Origin of the sequence: Archaeoglobus sulfaticallidus PM70-1, assembly GCF_000385565.1 — an archaeon.
GTDB lineage: Archaea > Halobacteriota > Archaeoglobi > Archaeoglobales > Archaeoglobaceae > Archaeoglobus_A > Archaeoglobus_A sulfaticallidus.
The window spans coordinates 1,731,293-1,753,779 of record NC_021169.1 but is presented as its reverse complement, the minus strand read 5'-3'; the positions used below and the strand labels follow the sequence as shown (position 1 = coordinate 1,753,779).

Below are 22,487 nucleotides of genomic sequence, written 5' to 3'. Positions count from 1 at the left end.
ATTTATCACCTTTTAATAAAAATACCATACTGGTTTAAAAAAATTGCTGTAAAAATCAAAAAACCGATAATTTTGGTATAACCGTTTGGAATAAGCAGTAATATTCCCGCAATCAGCATTGCGAGTCTCATCTCTCTACTCAGCTTCTTGATCAGGCATCCGATAGTTGTGGCGTTTATGGCCATTATTCCGAACATAATGCTTAGGATCAGAAGTATCAGGTTCAGAATGCTTTCGAGATCCCTCACACCAATCAGCAGTATTGCTGGAGAGAATATGAATAGGTATGGAACTAGGTACTTGCCTATCCCTATTTTGACAGCGTTTATTCCAGTCTTCCAGGGATCGGATTTGGCTATGGCTGATCCAGCATAAGCTGCTAAGGCTACCGGGGGTGTTAGGTCTGCAGCAACTCCAAAGTAGAACACGAACATGTGTGCTGGCAGAACGAGTTCAGGATAGGCTGTTAGGAAATCTCTGACACTCATGCCATACCCATGAGCCATGAATGTTATGATTGCTGGGGCGGCAATTGTGCTTGTTATGATGTAGTTTGCGGTGGTTGGAACCCCCATTCCGAGAATTAGCGATACGAACATCGTTATTACGAGTATTATTAGAATGTATCCCTGAGATACTGATATTGCCGATGACGCGAGTTTGAATCCCAGGCCAGTCAGGGTAACAACTCCAACGATTATTCCAGCTGATGCACAGGCCATTGCTACGGTTACAGCACTTCTTCCACCATGCTCTAAAGCTGAGAGTATCGTTTTTATTATATTTCTCAAAATCTCATTTCCGGTAAGCTTTTCTCCTTCTGGGGCCCTCTTGTTTCTTATTATCGGTTCGAGGATTATTATTGCTATAACTGAGAATATCGAATATACGGCAGCCAGAATTGGCGTGTAACCGTTTACGAGCATGTATATGATTATAAAGAGAGGAACGAGATAGAACCAGCCTTCTTTTAAAACCTGTAATGGACTCTTAAGCTCACTCCTGGGAATCCCTCTCAGATTCTCCTTTCTCGCCTCAAAATCAACCGCCGAGAAGACTCCGAAGAAGTAAAGGAAGGCTGGAATTATTGCAGCATATACGATGTGGATGTATGGAATCCCTACGAATTCTGCCATAACGAACGCTGCAGCACCCATTATCGGTGGCATTATCTGCCCACCCGTAGAAGCGGCAGGCTCAACAGCCCCGGCAAATTCAGGCTTGTATCCAACCTTTTTCATCAGCGGTATCGTGAAAGCTCCTGTTGTTACGGTGTTGGCCACTGAACTTCCGGATATGGTTCCCATCAGGGCGGAAGACACCACAGCAGCTTTTGCCGGACCACCAACCATCCAGCCTGTAAAAGCGTAAGCCAGATCTATAAAGAACTTTCCAGCCCCGGATTTCTCTAGGAATGCACCGAATATGACGAATAGAACCACGAAGCTCGATGATACGGCAAGAGGCGTTCCAAATATTCCCTCCTTGGTGAAGTAGAGGTGCTCGAGTACTTCTTTCCATGTATATTCGGGATGAGAAAGCACACCAGGAAGGTTTGCACCATATTTGGCATAGAATATGAAAACGAGAGCAATAACTACAAGTGCTGGATTTACAACCCTTCTTGTTGCTTCAAGAACGAATATGACTGCAAGCCCGGCTATGATGTAGTCGAAGGTCGAATATCCAATTGCAGCCTTGAACAGCAGTTCTCTATAGTTCATGGCAAGATAGATTGCCAGATAGAATCCTATTCCAGCGAGTATGAAGTCGTAGAATGGAATTTTGTTGCTATTCTTGTTTTTTCGCATGGGGAACACAAGGAAGGCAAGCGCAACAGCAAAAGCGAGATGAACCGATTTAACGATATCGTACTGCAGAATTCCAGTGTATGAACCGTTTATTATGTGAAACGATGAGAATAATATCGCGATAATCGAAACTATAATCGCGTGTTTGCCTTTCAACTCTCTCTCATGAAGAAACTTTTTCTCCAGTTCGGTTACATCTATGTTCTCGTTTATGTCATCATTTATGTCATTTCTCACTCAAACACCCCCTAAACATTCCGTAAATTTTGTTTTCTCTGACGATGTCAATCCTTAACCTGTTTCCGAATTCTGTCAGATTGATCGAATAATTTTCAGTTTCGAGACTGTACTTGTTCAAGGGATATCCTAAAATTTCGATAGCTTTTAGATACCTGATAATGCGGTATTCAAACCACTCTTCGCCCTTGTATGTTGTTATTGAAAAGTTTTTCTCCGTGCTTGGGAGACCCCACCCAGCTGTTTTTGTCAGGGTTTTGAATAGTATAAAACTGTTTCCTTCAACCCTGTAGAAGTCAATTTCCCTTGTAAGCTCAACTGAATGGATAAAGGAGATGGATAATGTTTCATTATCTTTGATCGGAAAAAAACACTCCTTATTTTCTCCAGTTATGTGCAGATATACTGATTTAGGCATATACTGGGAGATTAGTAATGGTGAGATTACTATTATGAATAGCAGTAGCAGATATTTCCGCATGATCCGGGATTGAGTTGAGGGATTTTTAATTTTCTGGTTATGGTCTTACCAATTTTACAAGAATGACCATAATTTTAGTTTTGAACCTGGTTTAAATTGGTCTCTTAATCCAGTAGGTTTGTCGTGTAGGCCGTGGGAAAAATGTGAGTAAAATGTGGGCAAAAGGAAAGCTAAAGTTTCGCCATTCCCATGATATGGTAAACAATCTTTGCCAGATCTCCAACATCTATCCTGCCATTGTTGTTGAAGTCAGCAGACAGATCAGGCTTGACCTTTTTCATCACCATTCCAGCAACATGCATGGCATCCTCAAAATCAACTTTGCCATTATCGTTGAAATCTCCTTTAATGGTAAAATCACTCTTGTGCGGTATCTCCTGATCCCCACTGGTAGACGAGAACTTTACAACATCACCCCATGGATGGGTTACGGTGTTATACCCGAAATCGTTCTTAACCTGCGAGTGGTTCCATATCTGGAGAAGTAAAGCCTTTGACTGGTTGCTGAAGAAGTCGAATGGTCTGTAATAGTAGTAGCTGCCATTTTCCCTGCCAGCTACAAGAAACTCCATAAAGCCACCATGGAAGTTGGGCTCTGGATACCAGTCGGCAACATATCCTATTACATCACCCTGTTTGACTATATCGCCCTCACTCAGGTTCAGTCCGACAGTTACGATGTGCCTGTATGCAACAGCATAGTTTTCACCATACCTTATCCAGATCTCTCCTCCTTTTCCAGGCTCGGAAGCATTTTCGAAGTACTCCCATGGAAGGAAATAGGTAACGGTTCCATTACATGGAGCATAAATCGGATCACGTGATCTGTTGGCAAAGAATATTGCCATCTCCTGATTCAGAAAGCCACCACCCTCATCTATGCCAAAAGGTCCACAGGCATAGATGTCCGTTGACAGGTTTAGGGGATTCGTTTTGTTCCATATGAACTCGAGAACAGGAGGTGAATCAGTATTCGGATACACCGGATAGGCATCTGATGGCATGGTTAGGAACACCAATACAAAAGCAACCAGCATCACCTTCAAATGCCGGAACATAAAGCTAATCTTTTTTAAAGTTTATTAATTTTTTGTTATGATTTTTACACCTATTGCTGCAGTGTATCGAAACGCTCTATGTGCTTTCTGACCATCACTCTCTCGAAATGCTTGAAAACTTCGACTGGATCGGGAAGCTTCCTGTAGATCAAGCCCTTTCCTATCATGTTTTCAGGATCAATCCCTTTACTCAGCATATCTCGAATTTTGCTCTCTCTATCTAGCAGCCTCTTCAAGTATTCTTCAAGCTTTGATTTGATATCCTCGCCAGTAACAACCCCCTTATGCCCGGAAACTGCCATCTCAATCCCTCTCCTATCGACGATTTTCAACACAGTATGGATGGATTCGATGAAATCATTCACATCACAGTCCAGACACCCATACCAAGGCCCGAAGGAGGTCAGATCGATATCCCCCAGATATATCATTTCACCATCTATCAGAAAGCAGCAGTGCCCCGCTGAATGTCCTGGGGTGTGGATGACCTCCACTTCAGTATCTCCAAAATTGAGTACATCCCCGACTCTAAAAGTAAAGTCCACCTTCGTAAACTCGAAATTTATGAATATCTTTACAAGCTTATCTGACAGCCCGTATCTTTTTTTGAACTCTTCATATGACTCCACAGCTTCTGCATCGAGTTCATGCACACCGATTTTTGCTCTGAACAGGTGGTTGTTGGTGATGTGGTCCTCATGCCAGTGGGAGTTGAGTACAAAATCTGGCTTGAGCTTTATCACTTCATCTCCCGCTCCGGTATCAATCAGACAGGTTTTTCTGTCCTTTATATACACGCAATTACAGAAGGGATATTTTCCTCCATTTTTCTCTATTAGATATACATGTTTACTTAACCTATGCATGTAAACAATTTAATCCTAAATTCTAAAAGTTTACCGTTTTAGAAAAGTTAAATAAAAGTTAAATCAAAAAAAATTAGATCAAGACAGCACATTTAATACCTTTCTTGCTCACTGAAACCCCGGCAGAATTTCTTGAATATACCGGTATCTCGTCCACCGATATTTTTATTGCATATCCATCCTCGCTCATCGTTAGAAGCTCCTCTCCACCTTTCACGAATTCAGCGAACACTACATGTCCGTTTTTGGATGTGATTCTTATGTTTCTGACTCCTTTTGCACCTCTTCTCGTTAGCCTGTACTCCTCTACTGGAGTCCTCTTTCCGAAACCCTTCTCTGTCAGGGTCAGGAGGTAACCATCACCGTCTGCGAAGGTTAAACCAGCTATGGAATCTCCTTTCTGCATGTTTATTGCCCTAACGCCCTTGGCCGTTCTGCTGTATCTCGGGACATTGCTCACAGGGATCTTTGCTGTAAGTCCCATCTTCGTGGAGATCAGGATAATATCTCCCTTCAGTAATCTGACAAAGGCTGAATTGCATGAAACACCACCTCTCTTCGCATTCTCGAACTCGGACAGCTTCGTTCTCTTTATGTATCCATCTTCTGTTAGGATGACTACCTCTCCATCGAAATCTGGAACAGATACAACAGATACGACTTTCTCTCCCTCAGATAGCGATATGAAATTCTTCAGGTGGATTCCTTTCCCGTTCCTATCCTGCTTTGGTATCTCGTAGGCATTAATCCAGTACGCCTTGCTTTTCGTGAAGAAGAGCAGCTTGTGGTGGGTGTTGCAAACCGAGACTATCTCGGGATAGTCGTTCTGTCTGAGGGACACTCCTATCACACCCACCCCACCCCTTCTTTGAGTTCTGAATGTTTCGATGTCCATCCTCTTCACATACCCCTCTGAGGTGATGACGATTATGTTATCCTCCTGAGTTACGAGGTCCTCAAAGGATATCTCCTCCAGCTCTGATACGATTTTCGTTCTTCTCTCATCACCGTATTTCTCTATAATTTCTTTTAGCTCTTTGATGATTATGTCGTCAATTCTCCTTTCGGAAGAGATTATGTCCTTGAAATCCTTTATTTTGTCTTTCAGTTCGCTGTATTCTCTTGTCAGAGTTTCCATCTCAAGGGCTGTCAGCCTCTGCAGTCTCATCTGCAGGATTGAGTTGGCCTGAACCTCAGACAGCTCAAACCTCTCCATCAGCGATTTTTTAGCTGTATCTGGAGATTCAGAGGATTTGATAATGCTTATGACCTCATCGATGTTTCTCAATGCTATCATGAGCCCCTCAAGGATGTGGTATCTCTCTTCAGCTTTTTTCAGGAGATACTGCGTTCTTCTGTAGATAACATTCCTTCTGTGGTTGACGAACTCTGAAATCAACTCCTTCAGGTTCAGTATCTTTGGTGTTCCGTTAACGATGGCCAGATTTATAACACCGAAGGTAGTTTGAAGCTGAGTGTATGCGTAGAGCTTGTTCACAACCGTATCAAAATCCCCACGCCTCAGCTCGATTACAACTCTTATGCCCTCCCTGTCCGACTCATCTCTTACGAACTTAACCTCTTCAAGCTTGCCATCCCTAACGAGTTCGGCAATCTTCTCCACAAGTTTGGCTTTGTTGACCTGATACGGTATCTCCTTTATTATGATCGCATTGCCCTCGAACTCAACTCTCCCTCTCACGATGAGCTTGCCCTTTCCGGTCTCGTAAACATCCTTTATGCCATCCTTTCCGACTATTATCCCGCCAGTCGGGAAATCAGGGCCCTTAACGATCTTCATGAGATCCTTGATGCTGATCAGTGGGTTCTCTATGTAGGCTATAATGGCCCTGCAGATCTCAGATATGTTGTGAGGTGGCATGTTCGTTGCCATTCCAACCGCAATGCCACTTGAACCATTGATCAGCAGGTTTGGTATCTTTGCTGGAAGGGCTGAAGGCTCTTCGAGTGTTGAGTCGAAGTTCGGGACGAAGTCAACGGTATCCTTGTCGATATCCTCCAGCAACTCTTCCGCTATCTTGGTCAGCCTCGCCTCAGTATATCGCATCGCAGCGGGAACATCTCCATCTATTGATCCGAAGTTTCCCTGCCCGTCTATCAGCGGGTACCTCATGCTGAAGTCCTGGGCCATTCTCACAAGAGCATCGTAAACTGCGGAGTCTCCATGCGGGTGGTACTTACCGAGAACATCACCAACTATTCTCGCCGACTTCCTGTGAGGTCTGTTGCTCGTGAGATTCATCTCATACATCGCGTAGAGGATCCTCCTCTGGACGGGCTTCAGACCATCCCGCACATCAGGAATCGCTCTTCCAATGATTACGCTCATTGCATAATCGATATAGGAAGTCTTCAATTCCTCGCTAATGTCCCTTATTAACTCCATAAAATCACCTTAACTAAATGTCAAGATTTCTAACACTCTTGGCATTTTCAATTATGAACTGCCTTCTCGCTTCCACATCCTCGCCCATTAAAATTGAAAACAGTTCTTCTGCTTGAAGCGCCTCTTCTATCGTAACCTGAAGCAGAATTCTCGTTTTCGGGTTCATGGTGGTCTCCCATAGCTGCTCGGGATTCATCTCTCCAAGACCCTTGTATCTCTGCACTTCAGCATTACCAATCCTTTTCAGCAAATCCTCCAGCTCCTTTTCGGAGTAGGCATAGTACAGCTTGTTCTTCTTCTTTATTCTGTACAGAGGTGGCTGGGCAATATACAGGTAGCCATTCTCTATGAGCGGCCTCATGTGCCTGTAGAAGAAGGTCAGCAGAAGGGTTCTTATGTGCGAGCCATCGACATCGGCATCGGTCATTATGATTATTCTCTTGTACCTCGCTTTGGTTATGTCGAAGTCGCTGCCGATTCCCGCACCTATTGCGGATGCTATCGCCCTGATCTCCTCATTCTTCAAAGCTTTGGATAGTCCAGCCTTCTCGACATTCAGAATCTTTCCTCTAAGCGGCAAAATCGCCTGAAAGGTTCTGTCTCTTGCCTGCTTTGCAGAACCTCCTGCAGATTCTCCCTCTACGATGTATAGCTCCCTCTCCTCGACATTCTTTGATGAGCAGTCCGCCAGTTTGCCCGGGAGTGTTATTGCTATATCGTTCTTTCTTTTTACAAGCTCTCTCGCCCTTTTAGCAGCTTGCCTAGCTTTCAACGCCAGCAGGCATTTCTCTATTATTGCATTCGCCGAGTTCGGATGCTCCTCAAGCCACCTCAGCATTTCACTGTAAACTGCTGACTCTACGGCAGTCTTCACCTCTGAATTGGTTAGCTTGGTCTTCGTCTGACCCTCAAACTGAGGTTCCAGGATTTTGACAGATATTATTGCTGTTAAGCCTTCTCTGATATCCTGTCCACTCAGAGGTTGATACTTTTTCACGAATCTTTTTCCATACTCGTTTATAGCCCTCGTCAGCCCGGATCTGAATCCAATTACATGAGTGCCCCCTTCAATCGTGTGAATGTTGTTTGCAAAGGCCAGAATGTTCTCGAAATCTGTATTGGTGAACTGTATGGCAATCTCGATCTGAATATTTTCTTTCTCAGTCTCAAAATAAATAACATCGTGAATCGGATGCTTGTTTTTGTTTATGATCGCAATATATTCGGAAATACCTTTCTCGGAGTAGAAAACCTCATTTTTTCCACTTCTTTCATCATATAGCTCAATTCTGATCCCTTTTGTCAGAAAAGCCAGTTCTTTAAGTCTTTTTGATACTATATCGTATCTGAACTCTGTAACCTCAAAGATCTCCTCATCAGGCTTGAATCTTATGGTTGTTCCGCTGGAATCGGTTTCCCCTATAACCTCAACATCTCCCTCTGGCACACCCCTTCTGTACCTCTGATAAAAGATCCTACCGTTTCTCTTGACCCATACCTCTAGCCACTCCGAGAGAGCGTTTACGACACTCAATCCAACGCCATGTAACCCTCCAGAGACCTTATACGCCTTTTTATCGAACTTTCCTCCAGCATGAAGCTTTGTCAGAACGAGTTCTAAGGCTGTTTTCCCGCTGCTGTGCCTTTCCGTTGGAATCCCTCTACCATCATCTTCAACACTCGCAGAACCATCGGTATGAAGCGTGACCTTTATATTCTTGCAGTAGCCCGCTAAAGCCTCGTCTATGGAGTTATCTACGATCTCCCACAGAAGATGATGCAGACCTCTTATCCCAACTCCCCCTATATACATCCCCGGTCTCTTTCTCACTGCCTCAAGATCTGACAGTATCGCGATATCCTTGGCTGAATACTCTGATCGCTCCATGCAATCACCTCAAAAATTTCCGATTATTATTAAACAATTTGATCTTGTTTCAGAACTGATTGGAGTTGTTATCGGAACACAAAGGAACTCCAACCCATCATAGAATGCAGATTTCCAGTTATATTGCCAATCAAAATCCATATACAGCGCTTTACAGGTTTCTATCACAAATTCTTTTAGATAACATTGCACATAAACTTTTCTATTATCAGCAAGAAGTGCTGGAAGACTTCAAGAGGATTTCAAAAACGGTGGAATCAGAATGATCGAATCAGAAAATTATTTATTGTGATTAATAGGATAGATATTATGGAAAATGTTGTTGGGAAGAACATACGAGAAGTTTCTGGTGAGGAAATAGACAGGTTCTGGACGAAAAGCTATGATGAGGGCGTCAGGCCGAGCATAGAGTATCCTGAGATCCCTCTGTATGAGCTGCTGGAGAACTCTGCAAGCAAATATCCGGAAAATGTGGCCCTCGACTTTATAGGCAAGGCAATCAAATACAGAGAGCTGGATGATATTGCCAACAGGGTTGCAAGCTTTTTGTACGAGAACGGATACGAGAAGAGCAGGGTTATCCTTGGATGTCCGAACACTCCACATTATGTTGCAACATATTATGGTATCCTTAAGGCAGGCTCCATAGTTGTCCAGTGCAATCCAATGTATACCGAGAGAGAGCTGAGACATATTGCGGAAAATAGCGAATCGAAAATCATGTTCGCCTTTGAGCCCATGTTCCCGAGGCTTAAGGCATTGCTGGATGAGGGTTTGCTTGTGGATGTGGTCATTTGCAAGATAGAGGATTACCTCAAGTTCCCGCTCAACTTTCTTTATTCTTTGAAGAAACAGAAGGTCAGCATCGATAGGAAGGTGATGTACTGGAAGGATGTTATGAAATACCCACCAACAGATAAGCGGGTGAATGTAAATCCGAAAGAAGATGTAGCGGTCTTCCAGTACACTGGAGGGACTACAGGCCTTCCAAAGGCGGTTATGCTCACACACTTTAACTTGGTAGCAAACATTTATCAGCTTATGGAGTGGCTGCCAGAGGTGAATGAAAACGATGTTATCATGGGTGCTCTGCCCTACTTCCACTCATATGGTATGACAACGAGCATGAATTTGCCCATCGCAGTTGGTGCAAAGATCGTTCTTATACCCGATCCCAGAGACCTGAAAAGGGTTCTTGAGTCGATCCAGAAGCACAGAGTAACGCTTTACTGTGGAGTGCCCACGATGTACAATGCGATAAACAACTACCCGGAGGTAAACAAGTACGATCTGAGCTCGATAAGGGCGTGTGTGAGTGGTGCAGCTCCTTTGCCGCTTGAGGTAAAGAGAAAGTTTGAGGAACTCACAGGTGGAAAGCTCGTTGAAGGTTATGGATTAAGTGAGACATCTCCTGTTACCCATGCGAATCCAATAAATGGAGTCAACAAGGAGGGAAGCATCGGCTTACCAATTCCCGATACCATCGCGGTGGTTGTTGATTCTGAGGGTAACATCCTTCCGATCGGAGAGACTGGAGAACTGGCAATAAAAGGACCCCAGGTTATGAAAGGATATTACAAGATGGAAGAAGAAACGAAGAACACGCTAATCAATGGATGGCTGCTAACTGGAGACATAGCCAAGATAGATGAGGATGGATACTTCTACATCGTTGACAGGAAGAAGGATATGATCATCGCTGGAGGGTACAACATATATCCAAGAGAGGTTGAAGAAGTTTTGTACGAGCATCCAGATATTGTTGAGGCGGCTGTTATTGGTGTTCCCGATCCGAAGAGAGGTGAAACCGTAAAGGCATTCGTTGTGCTGCGAGAGGGAGCGAATGTTACTGCTGAAGATATTGAGAAGTTCTGCAGACAGCATCTCGCAGCATACAAGGTTCCGAGGATCATAGAGTTCAAGAAAGAGCTTCCGAAATCGAATGTTGGCAAGGTTTTGAGGAGAGTCCTCAAGGAAGAGGAGATGAAAAAGAAGGATTAAATAAGTAAAGAATCAAAAACATTTTTAGAATTTATTTTTTAATCTTCGGGTTCATCTGAGATTCGTTATCTCTTTTCCCTCGGAATGCAGATTATTTCCTTTATCTGCATGTCGAAGAAGTTGTTCATGTGTGCCGGACGGATAACAACCGCTGTGTCAGCACCTCTGGCTCTTCCACCTACAGCTATGACCTCTTCAATCGGTATCGCTCCGCTGTCTGCAGCCATTATGGTTATTTCAACGCAAACCTTAAGTCCGTGCCCGAACAGAGATCTCAGAGCCTCTGCTATAGCCTCAGTCCTTGAAGCACCTCCCAGCTTTCTGGATATGCTTCTCTCCAGACCTGAAAGAATGTGCGATTGCCTTACAAGTATTGCCTTCTCTCTTATTCTCTCCTCGGTGCTTTTATCCATTGAGTCTTCTCCTTCTCTGTAGAACCCGCGATGATATGTTACAACTACGGGCTTTATGTTCTTCCCCTCAACCAATTCTATCAGCTTTAAAGCGGTCTCTCCGGTCGAAGATGCAACCACAATGTACCTTATTCCAAGCTCTTCAGCCCTTTTTACAGCAAGCTCGAGTGTTCGTTCTGTATTCTGCTTTCCGGGTTTCTCGAAGTACCATATTTCAGACAGCAAACCACCCCCTTATGGTTATCAGAAATAGGAACATCATGAATATTGCCAGAATAGCAAGATACAATGCCATTCTCGAGTCCCCAAAAATTATCGGTATCGGTCCTATCATAACGATTCCAGCAGATTTTACCTCTCTTCTCGGTTCGGTATCCATCTTTTTAGCATCAACTTTCCTGTAATCTATTTCTTCCATCTCTTCATCCCAATCCCTCCATTCTTCATAATCTGGTGGCCGGGAGATTAAACCGAAGAATATAAGCAGGATTCCTGTCAGGATTATCAGCATAGCGATTATGCCAAGCATGCTATCTCCTCCATCACCTTCTCATCAGAGCGAACATCATCACGAAAAAGAACAATCCCAAGATAAGTGCCAGGCTAGCAGACTCTGGAGAGCTGCCAAAAACTATCGGTATTGGCCCTATCAGGATAATCCCTCCTACATTTGCATGAGTGGAGAGTGACAGCATAGCCAGACCGATCATGATTAACCCAAAACCGAAAATGATGTAGTCCATTCGCATGGTTACTTGTTGTCGGCTTAGATATTAATGTTTGTTGGAACTGTTTTTGGGAGGGGGTGGGGAAGATTTAAATGTGAACTGTTTAACAAAAATCAATGGTCTCAAGATTGGGAATCTTGCTGGTTTTGCTGGCTGTGGGTATATCTTTGGGATGTATATCTAATCAGGAGAATATTTATCCAGTTACCCCGAAAACAACTCCCAGTATCGTGGTTATAAAAAAGAACGACTCCTGGATAATGAATGTCGTTCAACCACATCCCATGTGCCATGAGATGAAGTATGTTGGAAAAAAGGTCACGAAAGACGAGATTGTGCTGTACTTCACTTACACGGCAAAAAAGAATTGTGAGAGTGATAGGATCGCTTATTACAATCACAGCGAGAACCTTGGCGTCCTTGGGGAGGGTGTTTATAAAGCGATAGTCGAGGTGAATGGCAAAGAAATTAAAAGAATCGTATTTAAGGTGTAGTATGGAGAATGGCATGAAAAATGTGATATGCTATGTATCCATACCTTTACTGTCTAGGCTTTTAATACTGTTACTGATCTTCTCCGCCTCTGGTGTAGCAACCGCAACTATTGTTGAGGTTAACATCGATGGGGAGATAAATGAGGGAACCGTCGTCTATGTTGAGAATGCATTCGACATGGCTGAAAATATCCAAGCTGATGCTGTTCTTGTTGTTATCAATACTCCTGGGGGGCTGGTCTCGTCAACGGAGAAAATTGTAAGTATGATTCTGACGAGCGATATTCCTGTTATCACCTATGTTTATCCTCAGGGAGCATTTTCAGCCTCTGCCGGATCTTTTATCCTGCTGTCAGGAGAAGTCTCAGCGATGTGCAACGGGACATCTGTCGGGGCAGCAACTCCAGTCACAGTTGGGTTCGGGAAGGTGGAGAACAAGACCATAAACTACATTGCCAGTTATGCGAGAAGCATAGCTGAAAAAAGGGGGAGACCGGCAGACATAGCAGAGAAGTTTGTAACGGAAAGCCTGAGCCTTACATCTAGGGAGGCATATAAAAAGGGAGTTATAGATCTTGTTACAGATTCAAAGGAAGATTTAATAAGAAAAATCAATGAAAAGGGATTGCTTGATGTTAAACTCGATTATGAAATTGTTACAGCTGAAAAGCCCGTTCAGGCAAAGATATTTGGATTTATATCCAATCCTCAGGTTGCAACGATACTCTTTCTGGTTGGTCTGTATGGACTGATATTCGGTTTAACCTCTCCGGGCATACTTCCGGAAACCATAGGGGCGATAAGCCTCGTTCTATCGTTAGTTGGATTCGGAGCGATCGGAATAAACGCCCTAGGGATACTACTGATAGCCCTGGGCGTACTGTTCCTCATCGCAGAACTGGCAACGCCTACCTATGGAGTCCTTGGGTCAGCATCGGTAATATGTATAACTCTGGGAGCCATTATGCTGATTGATGAGCCGTTAATGCCCTCGAACTTTTACAGTTCTTTCAGAATGCTCATTGCAGGAATTGGAATAGGGATGGGTGCTTTAGTGACATTTATGCTAATGAAGTTAGTTCAGCTAAGGAAGGAAAAGAAGAAGGTTGGTGGGGAGGCTTTGATTGGCAAGAGGGGTAAAGTTATGGAGTTTTCAGATGGAAGCGGTCTGGCAAAAATAGATGGGGAGATATGGAAGATAGAAAGTGATGACGAATTAAGGGAAGGAGATGAAGTTATTGTTACAGGGAGAGATGGACTGATACTGTCTGTTAAAAGAATAAAGTGAGCAGCATGAATGTGGAAGAAGAGCTTAGGAAGGAAACTGAGAAGTGGAAGGCTAAAATCGAGGAGAAAATGAAGAATGTAAGCGGAGATGAGGATTTTCTAAGGAACATTCGAGCTTACATATTAGACTCTACCTATTTTTTGGAAAAGGGGGATCTGGTAAGGGCTTTTGAGTGTATAGTATGGGCTTGGGCGTGGCTTGAGATAGGGGAGATTGTTGGCAAGTTGAAGATTGGCTGAAATCGGTTAATTGATTTTAAAAAGCAATTTTAAAAACAGAACCTGATTACAGATGGCAGATGGATTTTGTCATCTTCCTTCCGATATCCCCCTTAAATGAAAGAACTATCTCCCCACTATCTGTTTTGAGAATCATTTCGGTTTCATCTTCATAAACGCAAACCTTGAAGTGGTGTATGCACTCTTCGAACATCGAATAGTCCCTTTTAACGATGATTTTCCCGCTACATCCATCTTCGTAATAGGATTTCGTTCTTAAAAACCTCTCAAAATCCTTTAGAGCTTCTACCTGCTCGGAAAGTTCAATATAGCTGTTGAAAATGGCTTTCAGCCTTCGGATTACCTCATCTGTGCACATATTGAACTTGTATATCAAATATGCTCCTAAAATACAGCCGGTCTTGCCTTTTCCGAACTGACAGTGAACCGCCACCGGCCCATCGACATTGTCTATGAATTCAACAGCCTCGACCATCTGATCCAAATAGGGAGCTTTAAAATTCTTCAAAGGGATGTGATGGTACTGGAAGTATCTTATCTCATCATACATAAGGGGTTTTTCAGTTAGGGTTAGAATTCCTTTGAAACCCATATCCTTGAGCTGTATCAGTGCTTCCCTGTCTGGTAGTCCCATTCCAGCAAGTTTGCCATCGATAATCACTCGGAAGTTATTGAGAGGCATATCGATGAAACTCCGTGGTATTTAATAAATTTTTCTCAGTTTTTCTGGTTGAGGTTTCTACTGAAACTGCTTTTTCCAGCAAAAGATTTTAATTACATTTAATTAAACATAGCTGGGTGATGTTATGAGCGATGAGGGGAGAAAGTATACCACGGTTTCGATTCCAAAGCCTTTATATGACAAGATAAAGAGTAGAATCGAGGGTACGGGTTTCACTTCGGTTTCAGATTATGTAACCTATGTTCTGAGGGAGGTTCTCGCAAGCCTGGAGGAAGAGGATAAAGAAGAGGTTTTCAGCGAGGAGGAAGAGGAGAAAGTTAAGGAGAGGTTGAGGGCTCTGGGTTATCTCGATTAATTAATAATTTTTATCTTCCCGTTGCTTGCAAGACCCCTTGCGAAGCGAGGGGATACGCAAGGAGAGGTGGGCGGGTTGATATATCCTTTTCACTTTCACACTACTCTCAACATCTATATGCCCAAACGCAGACGTATGTATGTGCAGGAAAACCGATGCATAGTCATTCAGCCCAGACTAACCAGGGAGCAGGAGATAGTCATCGGCAACCTCTGCTACAACGCGGGCAAGGTGTGGAATGTTGTCAACCACCACCTCATAAACGGAAACCTCAAGTTCAACGTTTACGACATCTACAACAAACTCAAAGACAACTTCTTCGTCAGGAACATTCACTCAAGGTCAGCCCAAATCCTCATGGGTCAGCTCGTTGAGGGCTGGGAAAAGTATTTCGACTACCTGAAGAATCCTGAGAATTACAGTTCTCCCGTAAGAAGGCCAGGATTCATGGATAAGAAGAAGCCCCATCGTACTATCGTTTACGACAAAACAGGTTTCAAGGTGCTCGGGAGTAAGATCAGGTTATCCATACCAAAACAACTGAGAGAATACTTGAAAGAGGAGTACGGCTACGATAAGAAGTACTTGTGGATTGATACTGGTATTGACTTAACTGGTTACGATGTAAGAAACATCCAGATAACTCCTCTCAAGTACTCTGGCAGGATATTCTACCAAATAGGAATCGTTTACTCTGTAGAGCAAGAGCAAACCCAACAACCAGAAAAAGAGATGTTGATGAGCATCGACTTCAACACTTCCAACTTCGCTGTTATCGTTATCGAGGGCCATCCTGTGTCATACATCATCGATGGCAGAGGTCTAATGTCCCTTCTAAGAAAATACCTCAAGAAAATCTCCAGATTGCAGTCTAAAAGAGACAACCTGAACGAGGGCTTACCACACCACAAACTCGACGAAAGAATTGCCAAGCTCTGGAAGCGGGTGAGAAATTTGCTGAGAGATTTCTCTCACCGTGTATCAAACCTGATTGTGGAGCTTGCCAAGAAGTTCAGGGTAACAAGGATCGTTGTAGGAAATGTTCACTCATCCAAGAACAAGGAAAGCAAGTTGCCCGACCTCGTAAACCAGATGTTCTCTTTACTCCCTCATGGTAAAGTAGTAAAGCACCTCAAGTACAAGTTTGGGGATATCGTAGAAGTAAGCGAGGAGTATACATCCGGTGTGGACTCTGTTAAGCACGAGTATCCCTCAAGAGAGTACTACGAACCTCGAAAAAGGGTAAAGAGGGGTCTGTTCAAATCCGTGATCGGTATCATCAACGCAGATGTCAACTCCGCAAGAAACATCCTGAAAAAGTACCTGTACGAGATTGGCCAGACGGATCATGGGTTTTTGAGGGATATGGCGTCTGGCCTCAAACAAATAATCAGGTTAAGAGTCTTCCACAGGCTGAGAGGTAGCTCCGAGTCTGTCCCCGTTCTGGGACAGATAGGAGTAGCAAGGGGTTGTGTCCCCCTTGGGATGGTAAGGGGCTTAGCTCAAACCCATCCCGAAGCCCCTTGTGTGAGCGAGGGGTGATTCACTATGTCGGCTTTAATCATCCACCACTGGGATACAGATGGTGTTGCATCTGCAGCCTTGGTTGTGAAAGCTTTAGATGAAACATCGGATTTCAGGAACTTGGTTCCTCCTATAGGGAAATTCAGACTTGATGAACGCATAAAAAAATACATGGCAAATGCAGAAAAACTGTTCATTCTTGATTTGAATCTTCCAGATGAGGTGGAAGCTCTGGACAGGGATGCTGTGTTCATCGACCACCACATTCAGCCGAAAATAAAGAACTCACGAATCAGGCAGATAAATCCCGTTCTTGATGGTAAAACCTCACCTTCAACTACTTTCGTTGTGTCGGAGTATTATAATCTCTGGAACGCCTGGAGCGCGCTGGGTGCAATTGGAGATGTTGGTAGGAGAGCTTTTGAAATCCAGAGGGTTATAGAACTATTGAAAAAAGAGGGAATAACCAGAAATGAGGCGGAAAAGATTGTGGAGCTTATCGACTCCAATTATATCGTGATGGACAGAAATAAGGTTGAAGATGCTGTAAAGGTATTGCTTGAGAAATCGCTGACTGAGTTGCTGGAATTTGAACCATGGCTGAACAATCTCGAGGCAATAGAGAGCGAGATTGACAATGTGCTGTCGAATGTGGTGGTTGAAGATGGTCTCGCTCTCGCTGAATTCTCCAGTGACTTCAACATAATTTCAAAGGTTGCCAGAAAGCTCGTCTGGGAGTTGGGATATAATGGGGCTGTAGCCGTTAACAGAAACTTCCATGGAAAAGCCCAGCTTTACTTCAGAGTATCTCCCGATATGGCCGAAAGGGTAAAAATGGATGAAATAATTTCCAGCCTTAAGGATTTTAACGCTGGTGGAAAGAAGGATGTTTTTGGGTGTGTTTGCGAAAGAGATAGGTTGAATGATGTGTTGGAAATTCTGATGGGGTGCCTGAAATGCGTAAGGTTTTCGTGATCGGTTTGGATTCTGCTCCACCCGAGTTGCTGTTCCACGAGTTTATCAACGATCTGCCCAACATAAGGAAACTACTCGAGAACTCTATATACGGGGCGATGAAAAGCTGCATACCAGCCATAACGATCCCTGCTTGGATGGTCATGGCTACCGGAAAAACTCCGGGAGAAATGGGACTGTATGGTTTCAGACATCGCAAGGGAAACAGCTACAGCGATATATGGATAGCCCACAGCTTGATGGTCAAGGAAAAAGCAGTATGGGATTATCTTGGGGAGAAGGGATACAAATCAGTTCTGGTGGGAGTCCCTCCTTCCTATCCTCCAAAGAAGATCAATGGATGGCTTGTTAGCTGCTTCATAACTCCGGACTCATCTGTCAGTTACACCTACCCTCAAAACCTCAAGGCCGAGGTTGAGAAGGTTGTTGGAGATTACATATTCGATGTGGTCTTCAGAAAGGATGAGCGAGATGAAGTTAAGGACAAAATCTGGGAGATGACAGAAAAGAGATTTGAGCTTGTGAGGCATTTAATCGAAACAAAGGACTGGAACTACTTTGAGTTTGTGGAGATAGGGCTTGACAGGATTCATCATGCATTCTGGAAGTACTTCGATGAGAACCATCACCTGCATGAGCCGGATAGCAAGTACAGGAATGTGATCCCTGATTACTACAAACTGCTGGACAAGGAAATAGGAAAAACGCTGAAACTGCTGGATGAGGATACTGCTGTGATGATAGTCTCAGATCATGGCATAAAAAGGATGAAAGGCTGTTTTGCCGTAAATCAATGGCTGATCGATGAGGGGTTGCTTAAGGCAGAGTACGAGTATGGAAATGTAAAAAGGCTCGAAGAGCTGAAAACAAGCTGGAGCGATACCATAGCATGGGCATGGGGTGGATACTACGCAAGGATCTTTCTGAACATCAAGGGCAGGGAGAAAAATGGAGTTATCAGGCTTTCAGAGTATGACAGGTTCAGGGATGAGATTGCTGATATGGTGAAATCCATAAAGGGGCCGGATGGAGAGAGATGGGACACAAAGGTATTTTACCCAGAGGATATATATCCGGTTGCAAAGGGTGATAAGCCAGATATGATGGTTTACTTTGACGATCTGTACTGGAGGTCTGCCGGTACAGTAGGTCATGATTCTCTGTACCTGCCAGAAAACGATACCGGCCCGGATGATGCTGTCCATTCTGAGTATGGAGTATTCACCCTACATATACCTGATATCGATAGCAAGATGGTGGAGTGCTCTATTTACGATTTCGCCCCAACTGTGCTATCCCTTTTTGGAATAAAGCATGACCTGAGGGGGAGAAGTCTGATATGAGCTTCGTTATATGGCTAACCGGTCCGAGTGGGGCTGGTAAGACTACACTTGCGATGGCACTGGCTGAGAAGTTGCAGGAGATGGGTTGTCAGGCTGAAGTTCTGGATGGTGATGGAATTAGATCGAGGCTTTATCCTGATCTGGGCTTCAGCAAGCAGGAGAGGGAGATGCACAACCGGGTTGTCACTGAAATGGCCAAGCTACTGGCCAAGAATGGAGTTATAACTATAGTATCTGTAATAGCTCCGTATAGAGCCTGGAGGGAGTACGCGAGGAAAGAAATTGGGAGCTTTGTTGAAGTGTATCTCAGATGCCCGCTTGAGGTTAGGATTGAACGGGATCCCAAGGGTTTGTATGCGAAAGCTCTGAAGGGAGAGGTTAAGGAGCTAACAGGCTTGGATGGTGAATACGAGGAGCCTGAAAGTCCTGAGCTGATACTTGATACTGACAGGATGAGCGTTGAGGAGGAGGTTGAGGAGGTTTTAAAAAAGATTAAGGACTTGGGGCTACTGGATCAAATTACACAGAAGTCTGGAGTGGTGTGAATCCTGCAATGTGTTCTAGTATAAAGCTCTCCAAAAGGTTTTGTTGGGTGGAAGAAATTAGCGATACCTCCATATCTTGCTCTTTCAGATCTTTTTCTTGCTCACACTCTCCTATATTTTCCGTAGTCCAAAGATAGCAAAATAGTAATTAAAAATTACCTCTTAAGTGTCTCCTTTAAGCGCATCCTTCAGGAATACAAAGTAGGAGGCTGCAACACCAAGACTCATTATAGCCATCGACGGCTCTACGAAGTACTGCAACCAGAAGTTGTCGTAGGGGTTGGGCACATACGGTAGCGGCGGGTTGGCGAGCATGTAAAGATTTACAGCAGCGATTGATCCGAGCATGCCGATAGTTGCAGTCCATCCGGCTATAGCAGCGAACCTCGACTTGCTGACGATGGCTAAGTAAACCAGCAGAAGAGTGACACCCCAGATCGCAAGGAGTATGTGCCAGTGACCTATGTTGTAAGCAAGCTCTGCCCAGTCCCAGCTCTCAGCCCGAAACTCGGGGTTAAAGAATTTGGGCTTTCTGAGACTTATCGCAACTATCGCTCCCGGAACGGCTACGAAAGCCCAGACCCAGAGGTTTCCCAGCCTCAATCCCCAGCTCAAAGCTCCCTTTGGGCTTGCAGCTTCAGGTCTCTCGGTTCTGAAGGACAACATTAGGGTGCCGAAGATCAGAGCCAAAGCTGCAGGTGTGATTATGAGGTGAGCAATCTTTCCGGCAAACCACACGGAGTAGGATGCGAGAGCCATTACAGTCTCGCCGAATATCACGGCATATACTGCCATCTGCGTCAATCTACTCTGTCTGACCCCAACTGCCTTCACGGCAACTACGAAGGCTAAAGCGAGAGATAAAGCAACCATCGCATGCAGATGCCCGGTCATAGCTCTCCAGACTGTGCTCTCCTCAGCCAGATCGGGATTGAACCTGCTCTGGATCTTTGCTATGAGGAACTCGTGGGCGAGATTGCTGTCTATAAAGCTGCTGCCAACCCACCCGCCTATTACCGCACCGCCGAGCAGGAGCAGTCCTGCAACCAGCACAGCCCAGTCGAGTTTTTCGGATGGCTTGAACCTGAAAAGCAGCAGCAAAGCGCTGGAGAAAATAACTGCTAAACCTGCTATGAACAGCCCGTGCCAGAAGAACGTGTGATCGATGTAAGCGTAAACTATACTGCCTGCTACGACCATCAGCACACCAGTCAGCATCAGCAGCAGAATATCGGTTTCCATGCGATAGATCTTAACGAGGGCTGCGATGGTTGCATAGATAAGCACTGCAAAGACCGCATGGTAGATATGGGCAATCCTCGTAAGGTACAGCTCTGCCTGATCGATGTCGGGGTTTATTATCTCCGCCACACCATTCGCGTATCTCGATCCAGGCAAATCCTCTGGAAGACCGATAGACTTCCGCAGATCTTTGAACGGTGGAGAGAGGAGTACACCAAAACCCACAAGCAGCACTGCGAGTGTGAAGGCGATAACCATGTGGTATCTCGCTTCCATAATCCCTCACTCGAGCCCGAGGCCTCTACTCACATAAAGCCCTGCAGCCATAACGAACGCTGAGAGGAACAGCAGCGGGTGGAGGATGAACACTACCGTTTCAAATGGCAGCAGCGGTTTCCCTGCCATCAGCGTAGCCAAGGCTAATCCACCTATCGAGATCAGCAGACCGCCGATGCTGACGAAAATTGACGATGCAGGAGCGAGGCGCTTGACAGCGAAAACAAGAGGCAGAAAGACTATGATGAGTCCCGATACCGAGTGCAGCAGAACCCTTGATATCTTCACCAATCCTTCGCTGCCCGCCGCCATCAGGACAAGCGCCACGATCACAAACGCGAAGTAGTACCTCCAAGCTTTGCTCTTGCTCGCAATTATGCCTGCTGCAAGCAATCCCGGATATATCGATCCGAGGTACGGTGTTACCGCAAGCTGCAGAGCGTTGAGTCCCATTACAGCCAGAGCTATTGAGATTACCAAAAACGACGCCGCAGCTATCGTCCACAGCAGAGCTGAGATCTGCTTTGTTCTTGAGTACAGCAAAACTGCCACAGCTGTAAAAGCGAGACCGGAAACGACAGTAACCCACTCTTCAACCGGAAACATACTATCACTAGTTAAAGTTCTTCGTGATTAGATATTATCATTTCCCCGAAGATTTTAGGGTGCTGTCAAAACTTATCGGATATAAGGTCACTTTCTTCCAAACCCTCAATAAAATTAACTAAGACAGACAGATCCATATTTTTATTCTTCATCTCCATCAAAGTGTAACTCAGAAATAACAAAATTGAGAGATTAAATCAAGAAAATAATCCATAAAAATAGAAAAATTTAAAAATAGAATTACATCGTTTCTTTTTATGATTCTGAGGAGTGTAGTGGAGAAAATAAACAGTGGGGATATGACAGAAGATGATTTCTGGATAGTGGCTTTGGAATGCTAAAATTGTATCAGAAAAAGCTACCGGATTATTCAGGAGAAAAGAGAAGCATGATGCTTATTTAATCGACTATTATAAAGTTGAGACAATTAAGTTCTTCTTCGGATTTCCTCTAATTCTCTTTTATGTATTTCTCAGAGATCACAAAAAAGTTGAAAGACATTCTCAACCTTAGGTACTAAAGACATTCTCAAACTACGAAGATTTCAGGAAAAGACTCCATACTAAAAGTTAGAATCAACAATACAATAATAGAGGAATGTTTAAGGAAAAGTGGATGAAATCTACAGACTGGATACAACAGTAGCAACGGTAGATTTAAACAGACTAAGACACGGAAAGAAGACAAAAGATTTTCGATGCAGAGTTCTGCTACGATTCTGTTAGAGGCGTTGAGGTAGGATACTTTGTCTGCACTCTGCTCTATCTGACCAATTTCTCGGTTGTCGACATTAAAATTTATCCGAAGAACAAGAAGAAGGAGATTTGGGTAGAAAGGGTAATATCGAATTTGGGAACTGAAAGTGGCAAGATAGAGGTTGTTATAGCAGATGCTAGTTTTTTCGCCTACGACAACGTTTTGTTACCTTTAAACTACAGAATAATTCCAGTAATCTAGGTGAAAAGAAACGTAGATAGAGGAATTCGCAGAAATAAGGAACAGGATAGAGCTCTTCTTCAAAGTAGCAA

General features: G+C 44.1%; 21 protein-coding genes. 9 read left to right on the top strand and 12 right to left on the bottom strand.

Annotated features, from left to right (window positions below; genetic code table 11):
• Nucleotides 1-5 precede the first annotated feature (5 nt).
• From ASULF_RS09455 to gyrB, 6 genes are all read right to left on the bottom strand, one after another.
• The gene (locus ASULF_RS09455; RefSeq protein ID WP_015591506.1) at nt 6-2,048 is read right to left on the bottom strand and encodes a TRAP transporter permease; all 2,043 of its coding nucleotides are present in this window, start codon (nt 2,046-2,048) and stop codon (nt 6-8) included.
• Complete coding sequence (locus ASULF_RS09450) at nt 2,038-2,529, bottom strand: DUF1850 domain-containing protein (RefSeq protein ID WP_015591505.1); 492 nt, start codon at nt 2,527-2,529, stop codon at nt 2,038-2,040. The genes ASULF_RS09455 and ASULF_RS09450 overlap by 11 nt, the downstream gene beginning before the upstream one ends.
• A 170-nt stretch (nt 2,530-2,699) precedes the next feature.
• Nucleotides 2,700-3,566, bottom strand: a complete 867-nt coding sequence (locus ASULF_RS09445; protein ID WP_048098209.1) for a peptidoglycan DD-metalloendopeptidase family protein — start codon at nt 3,564-3,566, stop codon at nt 2,700-2,702.
• A 71-nt stretch (nt 3,567-3,637) separates the two neighbouring features.
• Nucleotides 3,638-4,453, bottom strand: coding sequence for an MBL fold metallo-hydrolase (locus ASULF_RS09440; RefSeq protein ID WP_015591503.1), 816 nt, complete (start codon nt 4,451-4,453; stop codon nt 3,638-3,640).
• A 73-nt stretch (nt 4,454-4,526) separates the two neighbouring features.
• Complete coding sequence (gyrA, locus tag ASULF_RS09435) at nt 4,527-6,860, bottom strand: DNA gyrase subunit A (protein WP_015591502.1); 2,334 nt, start codon at nt 6,858-6,860, stop codon at nt 4,527-4,529.
• 13 nt (nt 6,861-6,873) lie between these two features.
• Entirely contained in the window at nt 6,874-8,748 is a 1,875-nt protein-coding gene (gene gyrB, locus ASULF_RS09430; RefSeq protein ID WP_015591501.1) for a DNA topoisomerase (ATP-hydrolyzing) subunit B, read from the bottom strand.
• A 309-nt stretch (nt 8,749-9,057) separates the two neighbouring features.
• Between gyrB and ASULF_RS09425 the strand changes: the two genes are divergently transcribed.
• The gene (locus ASULF_RS09425; protein WP_015591500.1) at nt 9,058-10,749 is read left to right on the top strand and encodes a long-chain-fatty-acid--CoA ligase; all 1,692 of its coding nucleotides are present in this window, start codon (nt 9,058-9,060) and stop codon (nt 10,747-10,749) included.
• A gap of 65 nt (nt 10,750-10,814) precedes the next feature.
• On the opposite strand, the gene ASULF_RS09420 is transcribed toward ASULF_RS09425, so the two are convergent.
• From ASULF_RS09420 to ASULF_RS09410, 3 genes are read right to left on the bottom strand one after another with little or no spacing between them, the layout of a single operon-like run.
• Nucleotides 10,815-11,387, bottom strand: coding sequence for a pyruvate kinase alpha/beta domain-containing protein (locus ASULF_RS09420; protein ID WP_015591499.1), 573 nt, complete (start codon nt 11,385-11,387; stop codon nt 10,815-10,817).
• The gene (locus tag ASULF_RS09415; RefSeq protein ID WP_015591498.1) at nt 11,377-11,691 is read right to left on the bottom strand and encodes a TIGR00304 family membrane protein; all 315 of its coding nucleotides are present in this window, start codon (nt 11,689-11,691) and stop codon (nt 11,377-11,379) included. Before ASULF_RS09415 ends, ASULF_RS09420 begins: the two co-directional genes overlap by 11 nt.
• 13 nt (nt 11,692-11,704) lie before the next feature.
• Nucleotides 11,705-11,905: a TIGR00304 family membrane protein gene (locus ASULF_RS09410; RefSeq protein ID WP_048098208.1), complete on the bottom strand. Its 201-nt coding sequence runs from the start codon at nt 11,903-11,905 to the stop codon at nt 11,705-11,707.
• Nucleotides 11,906-12,006: 101 nt separating this feature from the next.
• Between ASULF_RS09410 and ASULF_RS09405 the strand changes: the two genes are divergently transcribed.
• The 3 genes from ASULF_RS09405 to ASULF_RS09395 are packed head-to-tail and all read left to right on the top strand — an operon-like array spanning nt 12,007 to nt 13,911.
• On the top strand, nt 12,007-12,384 hold the full coding sequence (locus ASULF_RS09405; protein WP_015591496.1) for a hypothetical protein: 378 nt from the start codon (nt 12,007-12,009) through the stop codon (nt 12,382-12,384).
• Nucleotide 12,385: 1 nt separating this feature from the next.
• Complete coding sequence (locus tag ASULF_RS09400) at nt 12,386-13,672, top strand: NfeD family protein (RefSeq protein WP_015591495.1); 1,287 nt, start codon at nt 12,386-12,388, stop codon at nt 13,670-13,672.
• 5 nt (nt 13,673-13,677) lie between these two features.
• A complete protein-coding gene (locus ASULF_RS09395) occupies nt 13,678-13,911 on the top strand; it encodes a DUF357 domain-containing protein (protein ID WP_015591494.1) in 234 nt (77 codons plus the stop codon).
• Between the two features lie 46 nt (nt 13,912-13,957).
• On the opposite strand, the gene ASULF_RS09390 is transcribed toward ASULF_RS09395, so the two are convergent.
• On the bottom strand, nt 13,958-14,593 hold the full coding sequence (locus ASULF_RS09390) for a phosphatase domain-containing putative toxin (RefSeq protein WP_015591493.1): 636 nt from the start codon (nt 14,591-14,593) through the stop codon (nt 13,958-13,960).
• Nucleotides 14,594-14,717: 124 nt separating this feature from the next.
• On the opposite strand from ASULF_RS09390, the gene ASULF_RS09385 reads away from it, so the two are divergent.
• The 5 genes from ASULF_RS09385 to cysC all read left to right on the top strand — a co-directional run bounded on the left by ASULF_RS09385 (nt 14,718) and on the right by cysC (nt 19,335).
• On the top strand, nt 14,718-14,948 hold the full coding sequence (locus tag ASULF_RS09385) for a ribbon-helix-helix domain-containing protein (protein WP_015591492.1): 231 nt from the start codon (nt 14,718-14,720) through the stop codon (nt 14,946-14,948).
• A 135-nt stretch (nt 14,949-15,083) separates the two neighbouring features.
• A complete protein-coding gene (locus tag ASULF_RS09380; protein ID WP_015591491.1) occupies nt 15,084-16,490 on the top strand; it encodes an RNA-guided endonuclease InsQ/TnpB family protein in 1,407 nt (468 codons plus the stop codon).
• A gap of 6 nt (nt 16,491-16,496) precedes the next feature.
• Nucleotides 16,497-17,447, top strand: coding sequence for a DHH family phosphoesterase (locus ASULF_RS09375; protein WP_015591490.1), 951 nt, complete (start codon nt 16,497-16,499; stop codon nt 17,445-17,447).
• Nucleotides 17,429-18,790: an alkaline phosphatase family protein gene (locus ASULF_RS09370; protein WP_015591489.1), complete on the top strand. Its 1,362-nt coding sequence runs from the start codon at nt 17,429-17,431 to the stop codon at nt 18,788-18,790. Before ASULF_RS09375 ends, ASULF_RS09370 begins: the two co-directional genes overlap by 19 nt.
• Nucleotides 18,787-19,335 (top strand): adenylyl-sulfate kinase, encoded by a 549-nt coding sequence (cysC, locus tag ASULF_RS09365; RefSeq protein ID WP_015591488.1) that lies wholly within the window; start codon nt 18,787-18,789, stop codon nt 19,333-19,335. Before ASULF_RS09370 ends, cysC begins: the two co-directional genes overlap by 4 nt.
• Nucleotides 19,336-19,497: 162 nt before the next feature.
• Here the strand turns inward: cysC and ASULF_RS09360 are convergent, their stop codons facing one another.
• Both ASULF_RS09360 and ASULF_RS09355 read right to left on the bottom strand, forming a co-directional pair.
• Nucleotides 19,498-20,853, bottom strand: a complete 1,356-nt coding sequence (locus tag ASULF_RS09360) for a hypothetical protein (protein WP_015591487.1) — start codon at nt 20,851-20,853, stop codon at nt 19,498-19,500.
• 6 nt (nt 20,854-20,859) lie between these two features.
• Nucleotides 20,860-21,459 (bottom strand): hypothetical protein, encoded by a 600-nt coding sequence (locus tag ASULF_RS09355; RefSeq protein ID WP_015591486.1) that lies wholly within the window; start codon nt 21,457-21,459, stop codon nt 20,860-20,862.
• Nucleotides 21,460-22,487: the final 1,028 nt, after the last annotated feature.